Raw genomic sequence first — 20,674 nt, forward strand, 5'->3', positions numbered from 1 at the left:
CCCTAAAAGAAGAGTTCAATTTAGGCAATGGTTTTGTATCGGAAGAGGCAGCTTTAAAGGCGATTCCGCAGGTGATTGAGACCTACAATAATTACCGTCCTCATGCCTCGCTTGACTACGAAACGCCCACCCAATGTCACAATTCTGGGCGTGTTGAAAAATTAAGATGGTATCCTTATAAAAAAATAAGGTTTTCTAATGTGGTGAAAAAACAACCTGAAAAGGCTTTTTAGAAACTGTCAAGCTATTTTAGACGCATACGAATCATATAGCGTCTTTATTTTTGCAGTAATTGAATCATTCATTTCCAGTTAAAAGCAAATAGATTTATATTTGAATATTATCTTATCTATAGCACTCAAACATGGGAAAACAGCACTCTTCTTCTCCTAAAGTAAATATTGAGAATAATAAAAATAAATTATCTCTTGGAGAGTTAGGATATGAAACAAGTACTTTGTCTAGCTTACATCATTTATGTAATAATATCAACAACGCGAAAAGTATCTCTGAGTTTGAAGGTGTTATTGAAGCGTTTGTTCATCAAAAATTTGGTGATTTTTTTTACGTTTTATCATTCTTCCAAGATACTCAAGAAAACGATTTTGTTTTTTTAGGAAATTTACAAGAAAGCCTTACAAATGAGTATCTTTTATTTTTAGATGATAAAATACTTTCTAGTGAAAATCCTATCTTATTAAAAGACAATGAATTAATGAAAGAAGCTGGCATTGTTGAAAGTATGATATTGGGGCTTCAACAAGAATTTGGAATGAAAGGATATTTATCTCTTCATTCTAAAAAACAAGCTGTTTTTTCTGAATATCATCGCCAGTTATTGAGTATTATTAGTCATATTATTATTCCAAGAGTTTACTTCATAATCAACAAGGAACATCATTTAACACAAATTCAATCAAGTAATAAAATCAATCAAGTATCACCTTTCTCAAATTTAATAGGAGTTTCTCCAACAATTAAAGAAGTTTATAAATTAATTAATTTAGTGGCTCTTTCAGATGCTACTGTGTTATTATTGGGAGAATCAGGTACTGGTAAAGAGCTGGTTGCAAAAGCAATTCATGATACTTCTCTTCGAACAAACAGAGAATTAATTAAAGTAAATTGTGCTGCAATACCAGCTTCATTACTTGAAAGCGAGCTATTTGGACATGAGAAAGGGGCTTTTACTGGAGCCAATCAAAAACGAATAGGGAAGTTTGAATTAGCCCATGAGAGTACGCTCTTTTTAGACGAAATTGGAGAATTACCCATTGAACTTCAAGTAAAACTATTAAGAGTCTTACAAGAAAAAGAAATTGAGCGGATTGGGGGACAACGCACGATAAAAGTGGATGTACGCATCATTGCTGCGACCAACCGGAATCTGGAAGAAGAAGTTTCGGAAGGGCGTTTCCGATTGGATTTATATTATCGTCTGAATGTTTTTCCGATTACACTTCCTCCATTGCGAGAACGCAAAGAAGATATTCCTTTACTCGTAGCTCATTTTATTGAAAAATATGCTCCTAAAGTTGGTAAAAAGATTAAAGGTATTTCAAATAAAGTCCTCGAAAAATTACTTTTACATCCTTGGATTGGGAATATTCGTGAGCTTGAACACCTTATTGAAAGAAGTATTTTACTCACTACTGGCGACATAATCAAACAAATAAATTTTGCAGAAATTCCACTGCAAAATAATGTTGAATTTGAAATAAAGACTTTAGCCACCGTAGAACATGATTATATTTTAAAAGTATTGAAATTATGTAATGGTAGAATCTTTGGACAAAACGGTGCAGCTGTTAGGCTCAATCTTCCACCAACTACCCTTATTTCTAAAATGAAAAAACTAGGCATTAAAAAAGAACATTTTGTAACAATAAATTAGCGGTAGTAAATCAGCATTTTAAACACATCGCACACAATTAAAAACGCTTACTTATACCCTGTTTTAATACCTAATTTCTTGATTTTAGCATACAATGTTTGTGTAGACATACCTAGTATTTCAGCAGCCCCTCCTACTCCTGTTATTCTACCTTGACAAGCATTAAGCACTTTTAAAATGTGTTCACACTCCACTTCTTCCATCGTATTTATAAATTGTTCAGGAACTCTTACAACTTGTTTTTTACTGATATTTGGCAAATGTATATCCATTATTTCCTGATTAGATGCCAAAAGGACATTTCGTTCTATTAAATGTTCCAATTCACGGATATTACCAGGCCAATCATATTCTTGAAGTTTTTGCAAGGCAGATTCACTAATTCTCGTATTTTTCTTCCCTGTACTATTTGAGAATTTATGAAGAAAATAATTTACTAATAATGGTATATCTTCTCTGCGTTCTCGTAATGTAGGCAACTGTATAGGAAACACATTCAGACGATAATATAAATCCAATCGGAAACGCCCTTCCGAAACTTCTTCTTCCAGATTCCGGTTGGTCGCAGCAATAATACGTACATCTACTTTCATGGTGGTGTCGCTTCCAATTCTTTCTATTTCCTTTTCTTGTAAAACACGAAGTAACTTTACTTGTGACTCTAAAGGCAATTCGCCTATTTCGTCCAGAAAAATTGTCCCGCCATTAGCTTGTTCAAATTTTCCGATACGTTTTTGATTGGCTCCAGTAAAAGCTCCTTTCTCGTGGCCGAAGAGTTCAGATTCAATCAGATTTATAGGTAATGCCGCACAATTAATGGTTACTAAAGGGTTATCTTTTCTAGCAGAAAATTGATGAATTGCTTGAGCAACTCGTTCTTTTCCCGTTCCACTTTCTCCTAAAATAATGACGGAAGTATTGGTTGGTGCTACAATTTTTATTTTCTCTAATGAATTCAATAAAGCAAGACTTTTACCAATGATACCGTCAATGCTTATATTTGACGTTTCAGGTTCATTTGCATTTTGATGAATATGCCCCATTTCAATACCATAACGGTATCTGGCAATATCTAACATGACAAATAAATCTCTTTCTCGGAATGGTTTTACCAAAAAACCATAAGGTTGTGTGGCTTTGGCGGCTTCAAGGATAGTATGATTTGTATTGGCAGAAATAAATAAAAAAGGAATCTTTTTTTGTAAAAGCTCATGTGCTAAATCAATCCCAGTTTCATCACCTTTTAGAATAATATCCAACAAAACCCAATCAGGCTTTTTTTGTTCTATTAACTGACGGGCACGTTCTACGGTTGAAGCGATACCCGCAACCAAATAACCACTTTTTGTGAGCATCATTTTCAAATCATAAGCAACAATAAATTCATCTTCAATAATCAGGATTTTATCTTTCTTTAACATTAGCTAAGAATATTATATATTAATACCTGAATGTTCTAATTCAGATTTGATTGGAAAAATAACAGTAAGGGTTAAACCTTTTTGATTTTTGACTTCAAAAGTTCCTTCTAATTGCTCACTTAATCCTTTCATTAAACTCATTCCCAATGAATCACTTTCCTCAACATCAAAACCTGTTGGTAAACCTAAACCATTATCTGAAATACTTAATTTACATGATGTTTTAGACTCTCTTTTCAGTATTATTTTTACTTCCCCCTTTCCCTTTGGAAAAGCATATTTCACCGCATTGCTGATGGCTTCATTTAGAATTAACCCGACTGGTACGGCTTGACTAACGTCTAAAACGATAGAATCTGTCATTAAATCAAAGCTTAGTCTTTTATCTATATCAAAACTTTCTCTAATATAAGACACCAATTCCCTAATATACCACTCCATATCGATTGTCGCTAGGTTTTCTGTTTGATATAGTTTTTGATGAATCAATGAAATAGCGTGCATACGATGCTGACTATTCTGAATGGCTTCAAGGGCATCTTGATTGTGTAAATGTGCGGATTGTGTATTTAATAAGCTAATAACAATTTGTAAGTTGTTTTTTACACGGTGATGAATTTCCCGAATTAGCCACTCTTTTTCAGTCAATAACCTTTTCAGTAGCTCGTTTTGTTGGTTGATTGCTAGTTGTTGTTGCTCTAGTTGTATATTCGTTTTTTTCTTGAGTTGATAACGATTGTAACCCAATAAAAGTAGTATAATTAATACAAAAGTCCCACTAATAGAAATGATTTTGATGATTCTATCGTTGCGGATTGTGGCGTTTTGTAGTTCACTTTTTTGGGTTAATAATAGAATATTCTTGTCTTTTTGTTCTGTATCAAATTGGATTTGTAAGTTGGAAATTTGTTTAGTTTTATCTGCATTAAGTACGGAATCTGAATATGACTTGTATAATTTATAATGTTTGATAGCTTCGGGAAGATTACCAGTAGCCGAATCCGCCTTGAACCAAAAAAGGTAATTTTCATAAAGCATTTTATTGTTTCTAATACCTTGTGAGAGTTTTTCTTGGTCAATCAAAAAAGAATAAGCTTTTAGTGGCTGTTTTGTTTCTAAAAGATAGCGTATCACGGCATGATTGATATACATTTGGTGGATATTTTCTTTAGGTTCTGAACGATTGAGTATCAGTACTTTTTGATAATAAGGTTTTGCTTTCTCGTACTGTTTCAAATTTAAGTAAATCATTATATACAGGTATGGAATTCTTCCTTTTGTATAAAAATCATTAGGTGGATATTTCTTTTCTATAAAGGCTAATTGAGATAAAGCGGCTTTATATTGTTTCAATTTCAAGTATGACGTTACAATATTGGAAAGTATAGTTCTCTGATAATCAGCATCATTGTATTTTTCAGCAATAGCCGCAGCCTTTTGCCAGTACTCCAGAGACTTTTTGTATTGTTGGAGGTAATAGAAATTGAGTCCTAATTTATTATATATCGAACTTAGCTGTAAGCTTTCGTCACCAAGCGATTCGGCTACTCTTGCTGCCATTAGGCCATACTTGATAGATAATTCGTAATTACCCATCTGCATATATACCCCTGACATAATATTATATACGCCTTGCAAGTCTTTAAAATGAATTTGTTGATAAATTTTCAAGGACAAATTTAGCTGTTCAATGGCTTCATTTGATTTACCCTGAATGCTGTAATAGTCGCCCAACATTTTCCGAGAAGTAGCTTCGTCTTCTTGAGCATTGGCTTTATGATATAATTGAATAGCCTTGATATAATAGCCAATTTTGGTGGCTATTCCACTGAGTTCATTGTTGTGAAACTGGGTGAAATTGATAAAAAAGTCACCTTGCTGGGCATATAGCTTGTGCTTTTGAGCATAAAGAAAAGCCCGTTTAAGCTGAACAATAGCTTTGTTTTGAAGACCCATTTCCGAGTAGATTTTCCCTTCAAGAATCATAGCATCGGCAACACCACTGATATACGAAAGTTGCTTACCCAAAGCCAAAGCTTGTTGCTGAAAAGCAAAGGCACTATCTAAATCGACTTTTAGCTCACCTGTTTTCTCTAAACAATAACGTCCGTATTCAATCAAAAAGTTAACTTTTTGGGTACTATTCTCTGGCACATTTTTTAACCCCTCCCGAATAGTCTGAATTTCTTCTTTCTGTTTACCAAAGCTATTTTGGGGGCTGCAAATACACAATACAATATAGCTTACAAAAGCTACTAGCAAAGTTTGCTTATATAGCAAGGGTACATTTTTTTCCATATTTCTTATATATTGTTTTTGGTAGTACTGAGTAAAAAAGCACTACATATCAATAGAGCTAAACTGGGTAGGAAAAGGGCTTTTAATGCAATAAGATTGGCTAACAGTGCTCCAAGAAGGCATCCCAACAAAAAACCTCCTATGGTAAAGAATTGTTTTTGAATACTTTCTTTCAAGCTTGCCTCTATGGTAAATCCACTACGAAATAGATTCCACAAATCTAATGCTACTTGTGTTACATTTCCTGTCATCATGGTCGTTGGACCATGTGTTTCTTGGCTATACAATTTACCAAAAGCATTTTGTAATCCCAAAGCAAATACCACTATCATTACAATAAGATAGATACCATTAACACTGTTTAGGTTGTACCACGTTGGTAAAATACAAGTAGCGAAAGCAGCCAAGAGCAATAAGACACTTTCAACAAGCAATAGTATATACCGATTGAAGACTTGGCCACTTAGCCAACCGCCTGCCATCACAGCCGTAACAAACACTGGAAAAGTTGTAAGTTGAAGCCATGAAGAAGTATGATTCTCGGAAATTGCTTGTGCTGCAAAAACAATGAAATTACCTGTAACGTGTGCCGAAAAAATGGATTTTCCCGACACAAACGTTACTGTATCGCAGTATCCTGCAACACTTGCCAATAAAAAGGTTAATAAACCAATATAGGATTTTGGTTCTTTCATAGTGAAGCTGTTTAAACTGTCCGTTTCTTAGGTGAAAGTATTGTATTTTTGGATTGATTTTTTCAAAATTTTCGAAGCATAGCATCGCTACGTTGAGTAAATTTTGGAACAAGCTATGCTAAAAGACTTAGTTTAACCCGAAAAGGAAAGTTTAAACAGCTTCAGTACTTATTTTAAATGTGCTCGTAACATCCAAGCCATTTTTTCGTGTGTTTCCATCAAGCCTGTAATAAAGTCGCTTGTTCCCAAATCGTGGTATTCTGTAGCAAACTTGTTGATATTTTCTCGTAGATGAATAATCAACGTTTGATGGTCGGCCAAAAGCTCTTTGATATAGCCCGCACTGTCGTTATCCTCACGAGACTCTTCACTGAGATGCGTAAGTTGTAAGTATATTTTGAGGGTTGCGGGTGCATAATGTCCAATCGCACGGATTCTTTCGGCCACATCATCCATGGCTTCGTCTAATTGCTCGTATTGGTTTTCAAAAAACTTATGAATGGCATAAAAATCTGCTCCTTCTACATTCCAGTGGGCATTTCTGGTTTTAGTATAAAGTACAAATTCATCGGCCAAAATTTTTGAAAGTTCTAGTGCAATCTCTGCGCTAGAACTTTCTGTGATTCCTATTCCTTTATTCATTGTCTGATAAGTTTCTTGGTTATAATTTGATTAACTAGCAATGTAACTTTAATCAATAGACGTTTATGCAAGAAATGTCTATTGATTAAAGTCTATTATACCGTTTACGCTTTAACAAATGCTAAAATATCTGCATTGATGGTAGCTGCTTCTGTTGTTGGCATTCCATGAGGAAAACCAGGATATGAAATCAATGTACCATTTTTTAATAACTTCACGGCTTTTACTGCGGTAAGCTCAAATGGAACAATTTGATCGTCTTCACCATGTAAAACAAGTACTGGTAAATCTACAGCTTTAAGATCTTCGGTAAAATCTGTTTCCGAAAATACCTTAACGCAATTATAATGAGCAATTATTCCGCCCATCATTCCCTGACGCCACCAGTTATCTCTAATTCCTTGTGAAACCTTCGCTCCTTCACGGTTATAACCAAAAAAAGGAATCGTAAAATCCTGAAAATATTGTGGGCGTTTGGTGGCAGTACCTTCACGAATCTCTTCAAATACCGACATCGGAATACCTTCTGGATTACTTTCTGTTTGAACCATAATAGGTGTTACCGCACTAATCAAAATAGCTTTTGCTACTCTTCCTTTTCCATGTTTTGCTACATAACGAATTACTTCACCCCCTCCAGTAGAGTGCCCAATATGTACGGCATTTCTTAAATCAAGTGCTTCTGTAAGTTCTGCCACATCAGCCGCATAAGTATCCATATCATGTCCAATAGCAGTTTGAGTAGATCTACCATGTCCACGGCGGTCGTGGGCAATTACTCTAAATCCTTGATTGACGAAAAACATCATTTGTGCATCCCAATCATCACTTGATAATGGCCAGCCATGATGGAAAAAAAGTGGTTGCCCTGTTCCCCAGTCTTTGTAATAGATTTCGGTTCCGTCTTTTACTGTAATCTTGCTCATGTTTTTGAAGGTTTAATTGTAAATAATAAATTGTGTTATAAAAATTGTTAACAAGTAATATTCTGGTATTACACGTATGATTTTGAAACTGTTTAAAACGAACGGATAATCACAACACCAGCAATTATTAAAAGCATTCCGATAATTCTAAAAATGTTGATGTTATGTTGAGCTTGTACTAGGATATTAAAATGATCAAGTATTAGTGAGATAAATAGTTGTCCTGCAACCACTAATCCAAAAGTAAGTGCTGGTCCTAAACGAGGAAATGCCAAAACAATGGTAGTTACATAAAATGCACCTAATGCACCTGCAAGCCAAGTATGTGCTGGAACGTTTCGTAATTCGGAGATACTAAAACCTTGTTTAGTAACACCTGCATAGATTAACATAACAATCGTGCCAACGGCAAATGAAATAAGCGATGCCCATACAGGGCTTTCAATGGCTTTACCCATTTTGGTATTGAGTCCCGCTTGGATTGGCAGTAAAGAGCCTGCTAAGACTACAAGAAAAATCCATAAAAACTTAGTCATGATTGCTTGTATTTTTGGTTAGATTTATTCCATTGTTTGTTAATCAAGTACTGCTAGTTGTCGCTCGATTTCCTTACGATCTGATTCATATTGAATAGGTAATTTTAGATTTTTACCCAATTCTGCCAAAGGCTCATCTACTGTAAAACCTGGATTTTCGGTGGCAATTTCAAATAGTATTCCGCCAGGTTCTCTGAAATACAAAGAGTGGAAATAATTTCTATCAATTTGATGCGTAATATCCAAGCCCATATTTTTGATTTTCTCTCTGAATTGCATCAATACTTCATCATTTTTTACTCTGAATGCCACATGATGTACAATCCCACCCGCTACCCAACCACGAGGTTCTTCAGGGTACTCTACAATATCAATAATTGCAGCGGTATCAATGGCGTTTGTTGCATAACGGTAGCTTACTCCATCTTTTTGAATGAGTTCATAGCCAAATATTTCTGTTAATATTTGGGCTGTGGGGGCTTGTTCATTCAGCGTAAGTGTTACACTATGAAAACCTTTCAGGGCTACAGCTTGCTTGATTTCGTCGGTTTCCCAAGCGATGCGATTATCAGGCTTTTCGGTTTCAATTAATTGAAGTTTTAAGCCGTCAGGGTCGATGAATGTTAGGTACTTTTCTCCAAATTTTACGGTTGGTTTATTGTAAATTACTCCGTGTTTTTCAAAACGCTCCTTCCAAAAATCAAGGCTACCTTTTGGTACAGAATAGCCTATTTCAGTAGCAATGCCTGCCCCTCTCAAGCCTCTTCCAACACTTTTGCCCCAAGGAAAAAAAGTAAGGATAGTGCCTGCATTACCAAACTCATCTCCGAAATAAAAATGATAGGTATAAGGGTCGTCGAAATTGACGGTTTTCTTGATAAATCTTAGCCCTAATACTTGGGTATAAAAATCAAAATTACGTTTGGCATCGCCAGCAATGGCCGTAATGTGGTGAATGCCTAAAATGCTATCTTCCATGGTTTGATGATTTTTATGAGGGTTGAATTATTTTGTTTGTTTTAAAATTTCAATTGTGTGGTAAAAGCTGTAAAAAAAATATCTTTTCCAGTACTTACTTCATTCAGATAGTCGCCTGTTTCAAACCAAGTGCCTTCGAGCCTAAAGAATAGAAATGGATTGAGCTGGTAATTAAATTCTGCCGATAATTGTGTTCCTATAAACTGGTCGTTGGTATTTTTTCCTGAATAAATCAGCGACATATTAGGGGCATAAATTCCATCTTTCCGGCTGAGTCGCCAGAAAATATCGTAGTCGATACCAAACTCTAATCGTTCGTTCAATTCCAAATCAATAGATGGGTGAATATCGAATAAATTGGCAGGACCAATCAAAGCGGCTAATCCAAAATATGCTCCTTTGGGATAAAGCGGATTAAAGGTTTGTAAACGATTATCACTCAAATTTTTATCGCCCGAAATGGCTTCTGTTTTCAAGCCCAATTTAGGTTTCAATGCCAATTGGCTAAACAGATAAGTTGTATTTGACGAGAGTGTCCAAGCTGAAATTTGTTGCTGTCCAAATGTGCCAAACTGAAAAACACCTTCAAAATCATACTGCCAATCGCCTTTATTTTTCCAGATTCTAGTGCCTATCGAATGCCTGATTTCTTCACCTTTGCCAGCGTCGTAAGCAGCTTGTTTTTTGCGAATTCCTAAATAATATAAGTCGATATTATTCAAAAAAGGAGCATGATTAATGACCGAATAAAAGCCCCAAAGCTGAGTATTCTTATTAAAAGTATCGTCAAAAATGCCTGTTTTATTGGCAATTGGATGCGTATAAAAGACATCAGATTTGAGATTTCTTTGTTGGAAAATTAATTTCAGTCCATCAAAAGCCAAACGGTTATTGGGGGCTTCTCGTACAGCTATTAGTCTTTGTGAGCCATAAGTCATTTCTTGGCGACCAATCCGAAACAAAAGAGATTTGTCTTTTTGTTGCCATAAAAAAGCATCTGCAAAAGCTTGGTGAATATCCAAGGTGTTTTCTTCTACGGGACTTGGATTAATCCGGCTATTGGCAAGGCTACTTTGCAACTGAAAAAACGCTCTGAAAGTCGGGTTAATGTGATAGTCGATATGAGCCAAATAGCGTGTCAGCACATAACCATCGTTATCGACTGGCGTATCGCCCCAATCTTCGTTTTTGATGGCGAAGTACTGATACCTCATTTCGCCACCAACTGAAATATAGCTTTTGTTTGAATTCCCTATTGAGCTATATTTCAAATGATTATACCAATTGTTACTTGTATCTCTTTTAAGCGAAGTCCAATTCTCATCGAATCTCAACATTTTGAAAACTGGATTGTTTTGGGCAAATGCTAAGGTATTCCAACTTAAAATACCCATTAGCCACAACAGCTTTTTCATATTTATTTGGTTTGAAAACCACCATAATATTTCACTGGACTCCAACTTGGAATTACTGGTAAAGCTTGCGGAGCTACGCTTTGGAAAGTACCTGTACCAAATACTACTTTACCGTCAACAATGGTCAATTCGGAAGTAATATCTTTAATTTTCTCTTCGGTTACTTCAAAATAATCGTCGCTTAAAACAATCAAATCGGCAAAATATCCAGCTTGAATTTTACCTTTATTTTGTTCTTTGATAAGACTATAACCACCCGCAGTAATCAATTTCAATGCAGTGTTTCTATCCAAAGTATTTTCTTTTGCCATTACTTGTGTTCCGCCAATGGTTTTTCCTGAAGTAATCCAATACAGCGAACCCCACGGATTGTACGAAGCCACACGAGTACCATCTGTACCCAAACCCACTGGAATACCCAACTCAAGCATTCTTTTTACGGGCGGGCTTGCCAAAGCGGCATTTTTTCCATAGCGACGAATAAAACTTTCTCCCTGATAAGCCATGCGGTGTTGTACAGCAATACCACCGCCTAAAGCCTTGATACGTTGCATATTTTCTTCACTGATGGTTTCAGCATGGTCAAAAAACCAAACTAAACCATTCAATGGCGTTGCTTTGTTTACTTCTTCAATCACCGCTAAATCTCTTGAAATACTTTCGTTGTAAGTGGCGTGTAAACGGAACGGCCATCGATTTTTCACCAATAATTGTAAAACGGGTTTCAAAGAACTTTCCATCGAATTTGGCAATTCTGGGCGAGGGAAAAGGAAGTTTTCAAAATCTGCAGCATCTGCCACCAAGTTTTCGCCACCACCTTCTACATGATAATCTATTTCGTTGATACTATTTCCATGCTGATGCTCAAGATCAACCGTACCTGTCCAGCGAGTATAATCTTTTAGCTCTGTACCTTTTTTCTGAGCAAAAAGATAATAGGGAAGTCTGACAGTAATTTTGCCTGCTTTGTTGAGCGAGTCAGTAATGTTATAATCATCAGGAAAATTCTGAAATCCACCTCCTGCATCCATCACAGCCGTTACTCCCAAGCGGTTGAGTTCGGTCATATATTGTAGCGTAGAATTGATTTTTTCTTCGTTGTTTAATTCTGGAAGTTTTGCTAATGTAGAATATAAAATAAAGGCATTAGGTTCGGCTACCAACAAGCCCGTTGGATTTCCGTTAGTATCTTTTTCGATTAATCCTGCGATAGGATTCGCAGTTTCGCCAGTAATATTGAGTTTTTTGATACCTGCCTGATTCAGCCATGCTTTGCCATATAAGTACAAAATAAAAGTAGGCGTATTGCCAGTGGCATCGTTGATTTCTTGGATAGTGGGAAGGCGTTTTTCTTCAAATTGGTATTCATTCCAGCCACCGACTACTCTTACCCATTGTCCCTCTGGTGTTCTTTGGGCTTGTTCTTTCAACATTTCCAAGGCACTTTTAAGACTTTTTACACCATCCCAACGCAATTCTGTATTGTAAAAACGACCCCCACGAATCACGTGCAAATGGCTATCGAACAAACCTGGCACAATGGTTTTTTGTTGAGCATCTACCAATTTTGTTTTGGCATTTTTCAATTTCAAAATCTCTTTATTGGTACCTACAGCCAAGATTTTATTGCCAAGTATTGCCACAGCTTCAGCTTTTTGATGTGTGTCGTCGAGTGTATTTACTTTTCCGTTGATGATAATCATATCTGCTTTTTGTTGAGCGACGACATTGCCAATCAATGCAAAAAATAAAAATGCGAGGGAGGATAAAGTTTTCATATTCGTAAGAAGAAAGGGTATTGAGGAAAGAATTTTGGAAGAAAGACTTTAGACTATTCGATAGCCTAAAGTCTTTGGGTAATCTTAGTGTTTCAACATTTCGTGAGCGTATTGGATACCGATACCGTAAGCACCACCGTATTTTTTCACAAGGTTAGTTACTGGTACGTAAGTTTCGCTACGAGCCCAGTCACGTTGCAATTCTAATAAGTATTGGATAGCAGTAATTGGGTGTGCTCCTGCTTGAACCATACGAGTTACGGCTTGTTCATGAGCTTCTTTTGAAACGTCTCCACTTGCGTCCGTTATTACATATACGTCATATCCTTCACTGATGGCAGACAACGCTGGACCTACAATACAAACGCTAGTCCACAAGCCTGCTAAAACGATTTTTTTCTTGCCTTTATCTACAATCGCTTTGTGTGCGTTTACATCTTCCCAAGTATTCATGGTTGTGCGGTCGATATAATTAGAAGTAGCTGCTGGATAAAATTCTGAAACTTCTGGAAAAACTGGGCCGCTAAATGATTTTTCAGCGACTGTAGTTACAACTGTTGGTACTTTAAAGATTTTAGAAGCACCTGCTACGATGGCTGTATTGTTACGTAAATCAGTCATTTCAATGCTTTTTGTCGCAAATCCCATTTGTGATTCATGGTCGATTAATACTAAAGCGTGGTTGGTTGGGTTAAGCAACATTGGAGAAGGTTTTTGAGCGAATCCAATAAATGATGCTACAGCGAATGCGAGAGAAAGAATAGTCTTTTTCATGATTTTTGTTTAGTTTAAAATTATTTGTATGTGTTTTGAAAATTGATTTTTTGAAAAAATTGGACGTAAACAGCAGCCCTCTTGTTTGAAGAAGTAATGTTATATCCGATTTTAAAGGATTAAAAAATTTGTGATTATTAACTTAACGATTCAAAATTAGTACTTCAATTTTTACTTTCCATTGAACTAGAACAAGAAAGAAAATTACTTATTTTGTTCGTTCATAATTTTGATTTATCTCGTTTGATGATTCAAAACTAGTACTTCAATTTTTGCTTTCCATTGAACTAGAACAAGAAAGAAAATTACTTATTTTAACTATAGCTTATCGATATAACAAGGGAAAAACGAACTACCATTTCGGTACTTAACATTAGGTTGATTCATCATATAAATAGTTTTTATCTTTATTTATTTGTATTCAACCAAAAGATGTGCCATTTTTTTAAAATGCTGTAATACAGGTAGTTACTGTTTTTTGTCAAAATATAAAAATACGATATTTCGTATTTTTATATTTACTAATACAAAGATATACAGACGTCATCTTAATTTTCTTAATTGCCAAGATAATAAAAGCGATAAAGTTAAATCCCATCCAACTTGAAATCGCTGTGTCAAATCGCTCGGCGAACCGCCCTGTGTCGGCATTCATAAATAGTTCATCAACTGAAATAGTAGCATCCTCCAGCATCGTAGTGAGTTCTTCAAAAGTCTGCTTAATGTTAAATAAATCATTGTGATTACCTCAAACTGACTTCCATCTAAGTTCACCATTGAAAGGTCGAAAGAAGACTTATATTTTTTCGAAAGTTCTATCCAACATTTTTTCCAAATACCTTCCTTACACCAACGACAATAATGTCCCAATCGCTTATTAAGCTCAATTCCTAGAAATCCATTATTTTCTCAGAATGATATATGACATAGAAAACCATATTGTTACTAATTCAAATGTAATAATTATGTTTTTTAAACATATCTCAATATCTCTTACTTCAATTATCAACAAAAAAAAGATATGCAGAATGTATGTATAAAGCTATTGTATTCAACAAAGTAACTATTATTAAAGACAATTAGTTAAATTTGGAATAATTGTTAATATATATTAAACATTATTTTAATTTTATTAAACTTGTATATATATTTGCTCCAAAATCTATTAAGATTTACTCATAGTAATGGGTTTGGTGAAAAATTAGAATTGTTTGGGTAAAATCAAATGAAATGGTTGAATTGTATTGAATGATGACTCCCTAAATTAGACCTTAATTTAATATGTTTTAACAAAAAACAATAGAACTAATTAGGGAGTCGTATTCAATCTATTTTAAGATGATAGCACAAAAACTTGTCTTTGTGATTGTTAATCTTGATTCGATAAGCCAGAAATATGAGGTCTGTTGTTGGGTTTCAATCTTTCTCATTCTCCTAGATATTTCAAAAAAGCGATTTCATCAAATAAATGTATTTTTCATCTACAGTGCAATTATTTTGACTAGAAAATTATACGTTTGAAAATAATTGACACACACTCTTACAAATGATTTTTAATGAAAAGAATGGAGTAAAATATAGGTCACTTGTTTTAAAGTAATGTTTAGTTATTAAACAATGGAGAATAGAAGAAATTTTATCAAAATACTGAGTTTAGGAAGCGTTTCTGCTACGCTACCCTGTCAATTATTAGCAAGAGATGCAGCATTGCTGAAAAAGAATTATGTAAAATTTGGAATTTGTACTGATGTCCATAAAGACGTAATGCACGATGCCGACACTCGATTAAAGGCTTTTATCGACGAAGCTTCAGGTAAAAATCTTGATTTTATTATTCAATTGGGAGACTTCTGTCGTCCATACGATTATAATCAGGATTTTTTGGCAATTTGGAATAAATATCAAGGCGATAAATACCATGTGTTAGGTAATCATGATACCGACGGTGGATTTACACAGGAACAAGTAGTTCAATACTGGAATGCGAAGGCTCGCTACTATTCCTACGACTGTAAAGGATTTCATTTTGTTGTTTTAGATGGAAACGAAAAAGATTCGTCCCCTAATCGTCCTGCTGGTTATGCTCGTTATATCGGCGAGGAACAATTGAAATGGTTAGAAAACGATTTAAACAATACCAATTTGCCAACAATACTCTTTTGTCATCAAGGACTTGATAACGATAATGGAGGAATTTATAACGGGACACAGTGCCGATTGGTATTAGAACAAGCCAATACAAAGGCAGGTTTTACCAAAGTACAAGCAGTTTTTTCGGGACATCATCACTTAGATTATTATAATAAAATTAATGACATCCATTATATACAAATTAATAGTATGTCATATCAATGGCTAGGTGATCAGTACAAATATTCACGCTATGGCTCTGAGGTGGACAAAAGTCATCCGATGATAAAATATACTGTACCATACAAAGATCCTATTTGGGCTTATGTAGAAATTTCATCAGATAATACGCTAAGTATTTATGGAAAGAAAACCGAGTTTGTAGGACCATCACCAACCGAGCTAGGTCTAACAACAAAATTTGACTATCCTATTACGCCCCAAATATCTGATAGAAAAATATCCCTAAAAAGAAGATAATACTTTTCATAAAGGTCAAACATATAAATTATGTACATGTCCTTTGCTAGATATTATTAAACAGCTTCTTTATTTAAAAACCTGTAGCTGAAAAAATAAATCTATCAGCTACAGTTACATTTTCACGACAATAAACCATGAATTTAAGATTTACATTGTTGATGTTGGCCTTGGTAATGCTTTTTGCTTTTACTCCAGAAAAAAAGCAATGGGTTGCTATAGGAGACTCCATTACTTATTTAAACGACCACCCTGAACATGCAGGTAATCGTATTACTACGGGCTATATGACGCTAGTAACGCAACAACGTCCCGACCTGAGTTTTGTCAACCAAGGGCATAACGGTTGGACTGCCTGCCAAATTGCTGAAAAAATAGCCTCATTAGGAATCGTAAAAGCAGATATTTATACGATTTTTTTGGGTACAAATGACTGGTGGCATGGAAAGCCCATTGGAACAATTGAGGATTTTGACAATAATACTGGCTATAATACCTTTTACGGTTCATTCCGTATCATTTTAGATTATCTCAAAGCACTCAATCCCGAGGCTCAGATAATATTAATTACCCCAATGCAACGAGTAGATTTTGTATATTTTGGCAACTTTAAAAATAATGCTTACGGCTCATATAAAGCAAAAAATGGACAAATGCTGGAGCAATTTGCGGAAGCTTTAAAAGTGATTTCTAGAAAAGAAAAATACCAAATACTTGATTTATACCATGATAAAAAACTAAGTCATAAAAAACTCGTACATTTTAAGCGTGTCAAAGATTTCCAAACAGGCGAATATAAAGACTATCCATATCCAGCTTTTACAGATATTCCTTTCAGTTCTGAACAAGACCAAAACCCTTATCCTGTTGAAGCGATGGCAATGACCTACGACGGCCTACATCCATCTGATGAAGGGTATCGATTGATTGCAAAAAAGTTATTGAAAATATTGAGATGAGTATTAAAAATGCTATAATTACTATAGTAAAGAAGGCTAGTTATACAATAGTCTTGTATCAGAAATTATAGCATAAATCTCAATTTTCAAAATATGAAAAAGGTTCGTATAGTCGTCCATTTAGTCTTTGCTATTGCTCTAAGTCATTGGGGTATTTCCCAAAATATTAGTCCACAAAAAGATTGGTTGGTCAAACCAATCTTAGAAAAATCTTCTATTAAAATAACTGACAGTCAGGTAGTTTTAGACAATGGTCTTTTAAGACGGAGTTTTTTTATTGGTGAAAATATAGGCTGTTACGACTATTTCAATCATTCTAGTCAGCAACAACTTATTCGTTCTATTAAGCCAGAAGGTAGGGTTAAAATAAACCACAAAAGCTATCATATTGGCGGATTGAATGGACAAACTGAAAATGCGTATCTTAAACCCGAATGGCTTAAAAACTTCAAAAAAGGAAGTACCGACTTCGTCTATCAATCCGCCGAAATAAAGCCTATCGAACCTTTTATCAATTGGAAGGCTTCGACTTGGACAGCCAACCGCCAGCAACCAACAGGCAAGCGACTTATTTTGAATTTTATTGCTCAAGATAAAAATTTAACGGGCATCAAAATCCAAGTGAATTATGAACTCTACGACGGTATTCCGTTGCTAGTAAAATGGATAGAAGTAATCAATAATAGTGCGTCAACAATTACCGTAGATGGTTTAGTAAATGAAATATTGGGGCTTGTGGAAGAGGAAAGTGCTGTTGTGGGGAAGGTTTCAGAAATGAAAGTACAACATGGTATTTATTTGGAAACAAACTACGCCTTCAATAATGCCATGCGTTATGATATTAGCGACCAAACCACTCATTGGTTGGCAGATAGCACTTATACTTCTCAGGTAAATTATAATTACGATACGCCTTGTCTGGTAGAAATATACCCCGAAAAAGTCGCCAATATCAAAATAATGCAAGGTAGTTCTTTGAAATCTGTTCGCACGCATGAACTCCTGATGGATTCTTATGACAGGCAAAGAAGGGGTTTGATGATTCGGAAAATGTATCGAACAATTGCTCCTTGGACTACCCAGAATCCTATATTTATGCACTTGGTCAGTAAAAATGACGAACAAGTATTAAAATGTATTGACCAATGTGCCGCAACGGGTTATGAAGCTTTGATTTTGAGTTTTGGTAGTCACCTCAACATGGAAGATATGAGCGAAGAAAATCTGAACAGATGGAAAAAAATTGCAGAAAAGGCTCATAGCAAGGGCATACAAATAGGAGGATACTCGTTATTTAGTAGCAGAAGAATTGATGATGAAAACGATGTAGTTGACCCAGTAACGGGCAAAACGGGACACGCTTTTTTCGGAAATGCACCTTGTTTTGGGAGTAAATGGGGTTTGGCATATCGAGACAAAATCAAGCGTTTTTTTGAAGAAACTCATTTTGATATTTGGGAAAATGATGGGCCATATCCTGGCGATGTTTGTGCTTCTACAACACATCCTGGGCATGAAGGTTTGGCAGATTCGCAATGGAAACAAATGAATATCCAAAAGGAATTGTATCATTGGCTTAACGAACGTGGTGTTTATATCAATGCTCCTGATTGGTACTTTTTGGATGGCACACACAAAATTGCATTGGGTTATCGTGAAGTAAATTTCTCGTTGAGTCGTTCACAGCAAAGAATCCTAAATCGTCAGAATATCCATGATGGAACACAAGAAAAAACGGGTTCGATGAGCTGGGGCTTTGTACCCCTTACCCAATATCAAGGCGGTGGTGCTGATGCGATTCTCGAACCACTTAGCCAGCATTTGCCTGATTATGAGCAATTAATGATGATTTATTATGGTGCAGGTGTTCAAGCTTGCTATCGTGGGCCGCAATTGTATGATACCGATATTACAAAAGCGGTAGTTCAAAAAAGTATTAATTGGTACAAAAAATATCGGGATGTTTTGAATGCCGATATGATTCAGTTGCGTCGTGCTGATGGACGGGATTGGGATGGACTTATACACGTAGCGCCAAATTTAGCTCAAAAGGGCTTGGCTATGCTCTATAACCCCACTACCGAAACCATCGAAAGAACCATTACTTTGCCTTTATATTACACAGGACTAAGCAAACAGGCTCGTGTTCGAGAAAAAGAAGGTGTTGCCAAAACCTATACGCTCAATCGTGATTATAGCATACTGGTAAAAGTGAAAATCCCAGCCGAGGGCTATACTTGGTTGGTGATAGAATAAAAACGATGAGACTGTAGAAATCAAATAAACCAAAAAAAGGCAAATCCAAATTGAACAAGTTTATAATTACTTATCTTTCTTGGATTTGCATACTTTTTATGGATATTGCGATATCTTACTTTATCTTCTCAAACTGTTCGATGGCGACATACAATACACCTGCTTCACCTCGGAACGTACCCGAACCACGAGGTTTATTATCAACCGAATACCATTCATAAAATCCTTTGTTATCAATTACTCGTTTCAACATGGGTTGTACTTGTTCATAAGCTTCTTGGACAAAACCATATTTGATTAACTGCTGAATCATTCGTCCGCCAAACCATGTCCAATCGCCGCCATTTTGATAACTATATTCAGGATTCATAATTTTGTTGATGAAAAATCCCGCAGGGTATGGTGGATACAATGTAAGTCCAATAGAAGGAGCTCCAGCCTGCTTTACTCGACTAATCATTTCATTCAATGATGTTTTGATTTCGGCCTTACTTAATAAACCTGCTTCTATTGCAATGGCTGTTCCTCCGAAATAGTAAATGTTATTTTCGTTAAAATCAGCAGGGAAGGGCGAGCCATTCAAATAAATATGCGGAATGAATTTTTGTGTTTTACTATCCCAAAGGTGCTTTCTGCAATTTTGAGCAATACCATCTTTTATTTTTTTCCACTGAGCAGCCTTAGTAGGATTCAACTGAATGATGTTGTTGAGTGCGATTACAAACATGGCATTGTCATAAATATCAATGGCATAATGTGTATTGTTGTCCAAATCTACACCCCATCCAGCTTCGGGCTGTACATCACCCCAATCGGCGGTAGTTGCTCCGATAATTAGACCGTATTTTTTATTAAATCTTTTTTTCAAAAGAAAATCCATCGACCATTCCAATCGCTGTAAAACGGTTTTGTTGCCAATTTTTTCTTGTAAAATAGACTTATCCCCTGTTAATTGAATGTACTTATAAACGGCTTGTACCAGCGAGGTTTCTTGGTCTGTTTCAACAGAATTTTTATGACCTGCATAGCGAGGCTCTAATTTTGAATACGAAAAATCTGTTTCGCCTTTGGTAATTTTTTCGGCAGGAGTAAAACCGTCGATAATATTACCATCGTCGCCTTGCATTCTAAAGAAAACTAAAAGGTTTTCTTTCAATACTTCTTTGTCATAAACCGCTGCTGCGAGTTCGATAAAAGTATTGTAATCTCGAATCCATACCTCACGATAACCATCGCCAGCATTAAATCCTGTTTTCATAACAGCCAAAGCCTTGGACTTTACTTCAGGGAAATATTTATTCTGCTTGATTTGAGTCAGTAAAGTAGATGATACTTTGGTTTGTTGAGCAGAAACTGACAGCATACAAAACTGTAAGACTACTATAAAAAGGAGCTTTTGCATAAAATATATTATAAAAATTTGAAAATTGGATAAGAAGCTGTTTAAGCTTTTCCTTTCTGAGGTGAAAGTATTGTATTTTTGAATTGATTT

The 20,674-nt window shown here is 35.5% G+C and carries 16 protein-coding genes; 5 read left to right on the forward strand and 11 right to left on the reverse strand.

Features of this window, described 5'->3' with window-relative positions; genetic code table 11:
- On the forward strand, positions 1-233 hold a 233-nt coding region (locus VB264_RS11185), incomplete at its 5' end, for an integrase core domain-containing protein (RefSeq protein ID WP_323249372.1).
- 131 nt (positions 234-364) lie between these two features.
- The gene (locus VB264_RS11190) at positions 365-1,894 is read left to right on the forward strand and encodes a sigma-54 interaction domain-containing protein (RefSeq protein ID WP_323249374.1); all 1,530 of its coding nucleotides are present in this window, start codon (positions 365-367) and stop codon (positions 1,892-1,894) included.
- A gap of 47 nt (positions 1,895-1,941) precedes the next feature.
- On the opposite strand, the gene VB264_RS11195 is transcribed toward VB264_RS11190, so the two are convergent.
- The 10 genes from VB264_RS11195 to VB264_RS11240 all read right to left on the reverse strand — a co-directional run bounded on the left by VB264_RS11195 (position 1,942) and on the right by VB264_RS11240 (position 13,357).
- Positions 1,942-3,315 carry a sigma-54-dependent transcriptional regulator gene (locus VB264_RS11195; RefSeq protein ID WP_323249375.1) on the reverse strand — a complete coding sequence of 458 codons (1,374 nt, stop codon included), beginning with the start codon at positions 3,313-3,315 and terminating at the stop codon, positions 1,942-1,944.
- A 12-nt stretch (positions 3,316-3,327) separates the two neighbouring features.
- The gene (locus VB264_RS11200) at positions 3,328-5,613 is read right to left on the reverse strand and encodes a tetratricopeptide repeat-containing sensor histidine kinase (protein ID WP_323249377.1); all 2,286 of its coding nucleotides are present in this window, start codon (positions 5,611-5,613) and stop codon (positions 3,328-3,330) included.
- A 5-nt stretch (positions 5,614-5,618) separates the two neighbouring features.
- Positions 5,619-6,308 (reverse strand): YoaK family protein, encoded by a 690-nt coding sequence (locus VB264_RS11205; protein ID WP_323249380.1) that lies wholly within the window; start codon positions 6,306-6,308, stop codon positions 5,619-5,621.
- 168 nt (positions 6,309-6,476) lie between these two features.
- Positions 6,477-6,950, reverse strand: coding sequence for a Dps family protein (locus VB264_RS11210; RefSeq protein WP_323249382.1), 474 nt, complete (start codon positions 6,948-6,950; stop codon positions 6,477-6,479).
- Between the two features lie 104 nt (positions 6,951-7,054).
- Complete coding sequence (locus VB264_RS11215) at positions 7,055-7,876, reverse strand: alpha/beta fold hydrolase (protein WP_323249384.1); 822 nt, start codon at positions 7,874-7,876, stop codon at positions 7,055-7,057.
- A 92-nt stretch (positions 7,877-7,968) separates the two neighbouring features.
- Complete coding sequence (locus VB264_RS11220) at positions 7,969-8,412, reverse strand: DMT family transporter (RefSeq protein ID WP_323249386.1); 444 nt, start codon at positions 8,410-8,412, stop codon at positions 7,969-7,971.
- 39 nt (positions 8,413-8,451) lie between these two features.
- Positions 8,452-9,390, reverse strand: a complete 939-nt coding sequence (locus VB264_RS11225) for a ring-cleaving dioxygenase (RefSeq protein ID WP_323249388.1) — start codon at positions 9,388-9,390, stop codon at positions 8,452-8,454.
- 41 nt (positions 9,391-9,431) lie between these two features.
- Positions 9,432-10,805, reverse strand: a complete 1,374-nt coding sequence (locus VB264_RS11230; RefSeq protein WP_323249390.1) for an alginate export family protein — start codon at positions 10,803-10,805, stop codon at positions 9,432-9,434.
- Between the two features lie 2 nt (positions 10,806-10,807).
- Complete coding sequence (locus VB264_RS11235; RefSeq protein ID WP_323249392.1) at positions 10,808-12,583, reverse strand: amidohydrolase; 1,776 nt, start codon at positions 12,581-12,583, stop codon at positions 10,808-10,810.
- A gap of 84 nt (positions 12,584-12,667) precedes the next feature.
- Entirely contained in the window at positions 12,668-13,357 is a 690-nt protein-coding gene (locus tag VB264_RS11240; protein ID WP_323249394.1) for a hydrolase, read from the reverse strand.
- 1,617 nt (positions 13,358-14,974) lie between these two features.
- Between VB264_RS11240 and VB264_RS11245 the strand changes: the two genes are divergently transcribed.
- From VB264_RS11245 to VB264_RS11255, 3 genes are all read left to right on the forward strand, one after another.
- A complete protein-coding gene (locus VB264_RS11245) occupies positions 14,975-15,967 on the forward strand; it encodes a metallophosphoesterase family protein (RefSeq protein ID WP_323249396.1) in 993 nt (330 codons plus the stop codon).
- A 137-nt stretch (positions 15,968-16,104) separates the two neighbouring features.
- On the forward strand, positions 16,105-16,926 hold the full coding sequence (locus tag VB264_RS11250) for an SGNH/GDSL hydrolase family protein (protein WP_323249398.1): 822 nt from the start codon (positions 16,105-16,107) through the stop codon (positions 16,924-16,926).
- 93 nt (positions 16,927-17,019) lie between these two features.
- A complete protein-coding gene (locus tag VB264_RS11255; protein ID WP_323249400.1) occupies positions 17,020-19,182 on the forward strand; it encodes an alpha-galactosidase in 2,163 nt (720 codons plus the stop codon).
- Positions 19,183-19,297: 115 nt separating this feature from the next.
- Here VB264_RS11255 and VB264_RS11260 read toward each other — a convergent pair whose 3' ends face one another.
- Positions 19,298-20,584, reverse strand: a complete 1,287-nt coding sequence (locus VB264_RS11260; RefSeq protein ID WP_323249402.1) for a GH36-type glycosyl hydrolase domain-containing protein — start codon at positions 20,582-20,584, stop codon at positions 19,298-19,300.
- Positions 20,585-20,674 lie beyond the last annotated feature (90 nt).

The sequence above is a fragment of the Arcicella aquatica genome (assembly GCF_034928825.1).
Classification (GTDB): Bacteria; Bacteroidota; Bacteroidia; order Cytophagales; family Spirosomataceae; genus Arcicella; species Arcicella aquatica.

Coding starts and splice junctions, on each gene's coding strand:
- VB264_RS11200 (WP_323249377.1), bottom strand. CDS start 5,613: ATGGAAAAAAATGTACCCTTGCTATATAAGCAAACTTTGCTAGTAGCT.
- VB264_RS11210 (WP_323249382.1), bottom strand. CDS start 6,950: ATGAATAAAGGAATAGGAATCACAGAAAGTTCTAGCGCAGAGATTGCA.
- VB264_RS11195 (WP_323249375.1), bottom strand. CDS start 3,315: ATGTTAAAGAAAGATAAAATCCTGATTATTGAAGATGAATTTATTGTT.
- VB264_RS11250 (WP_323249398.1), top strand. CDS start 16,105: ATGAATTTAAGATTTACATTGTTGATGTTGGCCTTGGTAATGCTTTTT.
- VB264_RS11190 (WP_323249374.1), top strand. CDS start 365: ATGGGAAAACAGCACTCTTCTTCTCCTAAAGTAAATATTGAGAATAAT.
- VB264_RS11230 (WP_323249390.1), bottom strand. CDS start 10,805: ATGAAAAAGCTGTTGTGGCTAATGGGTATTTTAAGTTGGAATACCTTA.
- VB264_RS11215 (WP_323249384.1), bottom strand. CDS start 7,876: ATGAGCAAGATTACAGTAAAAGACGGAACCGAAATCTATTACAAAGAC.
- VB264_RS11240 (WP_323249394.1), bottom strand. CDS start 13,357: ATGAAAAAGACTATTCTTTCTCTCGCATTCGCTGTAGCATCATTTATT.
- VB264_RS11235 (WP_323249392.1), bottom strand. CDS start 12,583: ATGAAAACTTTATCCTCCCTCGCATTTTTATTTTTTGCATTGATTGGC.
- VB264_RS11245 (WP_323249396.1), top strand. CDS start 14,975: ATGGAGAATAGAAGAAATTTTATCAAAATACTGAGTTTAGGAAGCGTT.
- VB264_RS11220 (WP_323249386.1), bottom strand. CDS start 8,412: ATGACTAAGTTTTTATGGATTTTTCTTGTAGTCTTAGCAGGCTCTTTA.
- VB264_RS11260 (WP_323249402.1), bottom strand. CDS start 20,584: ATGCAAAAGCTCCTTTTTATAGTAGTCTTACAGTTTTGTATGCTGTCA.
- VB264_RS11225 (WP_323249388.1), bottom strand. CDS start 9,390: ATGGAAGATAGCATTTTAGGCATTCACCACATTACGGCCATTGCTGGC.
- VB264_RS11205 (WP_323249380.1), bottom strand. CDS start 6,308: ATGAAAGAACCAAAATCCTATATTGGTTTATTAACCTTTTTATTGGCA.
- VB264_RS11255 (WP_323249400.1), top strand. CDS start 17,020: ATGAAAAAGGTTCGTATAGTCGTCCATTTAGTCTTTGCTATTGCTCTA.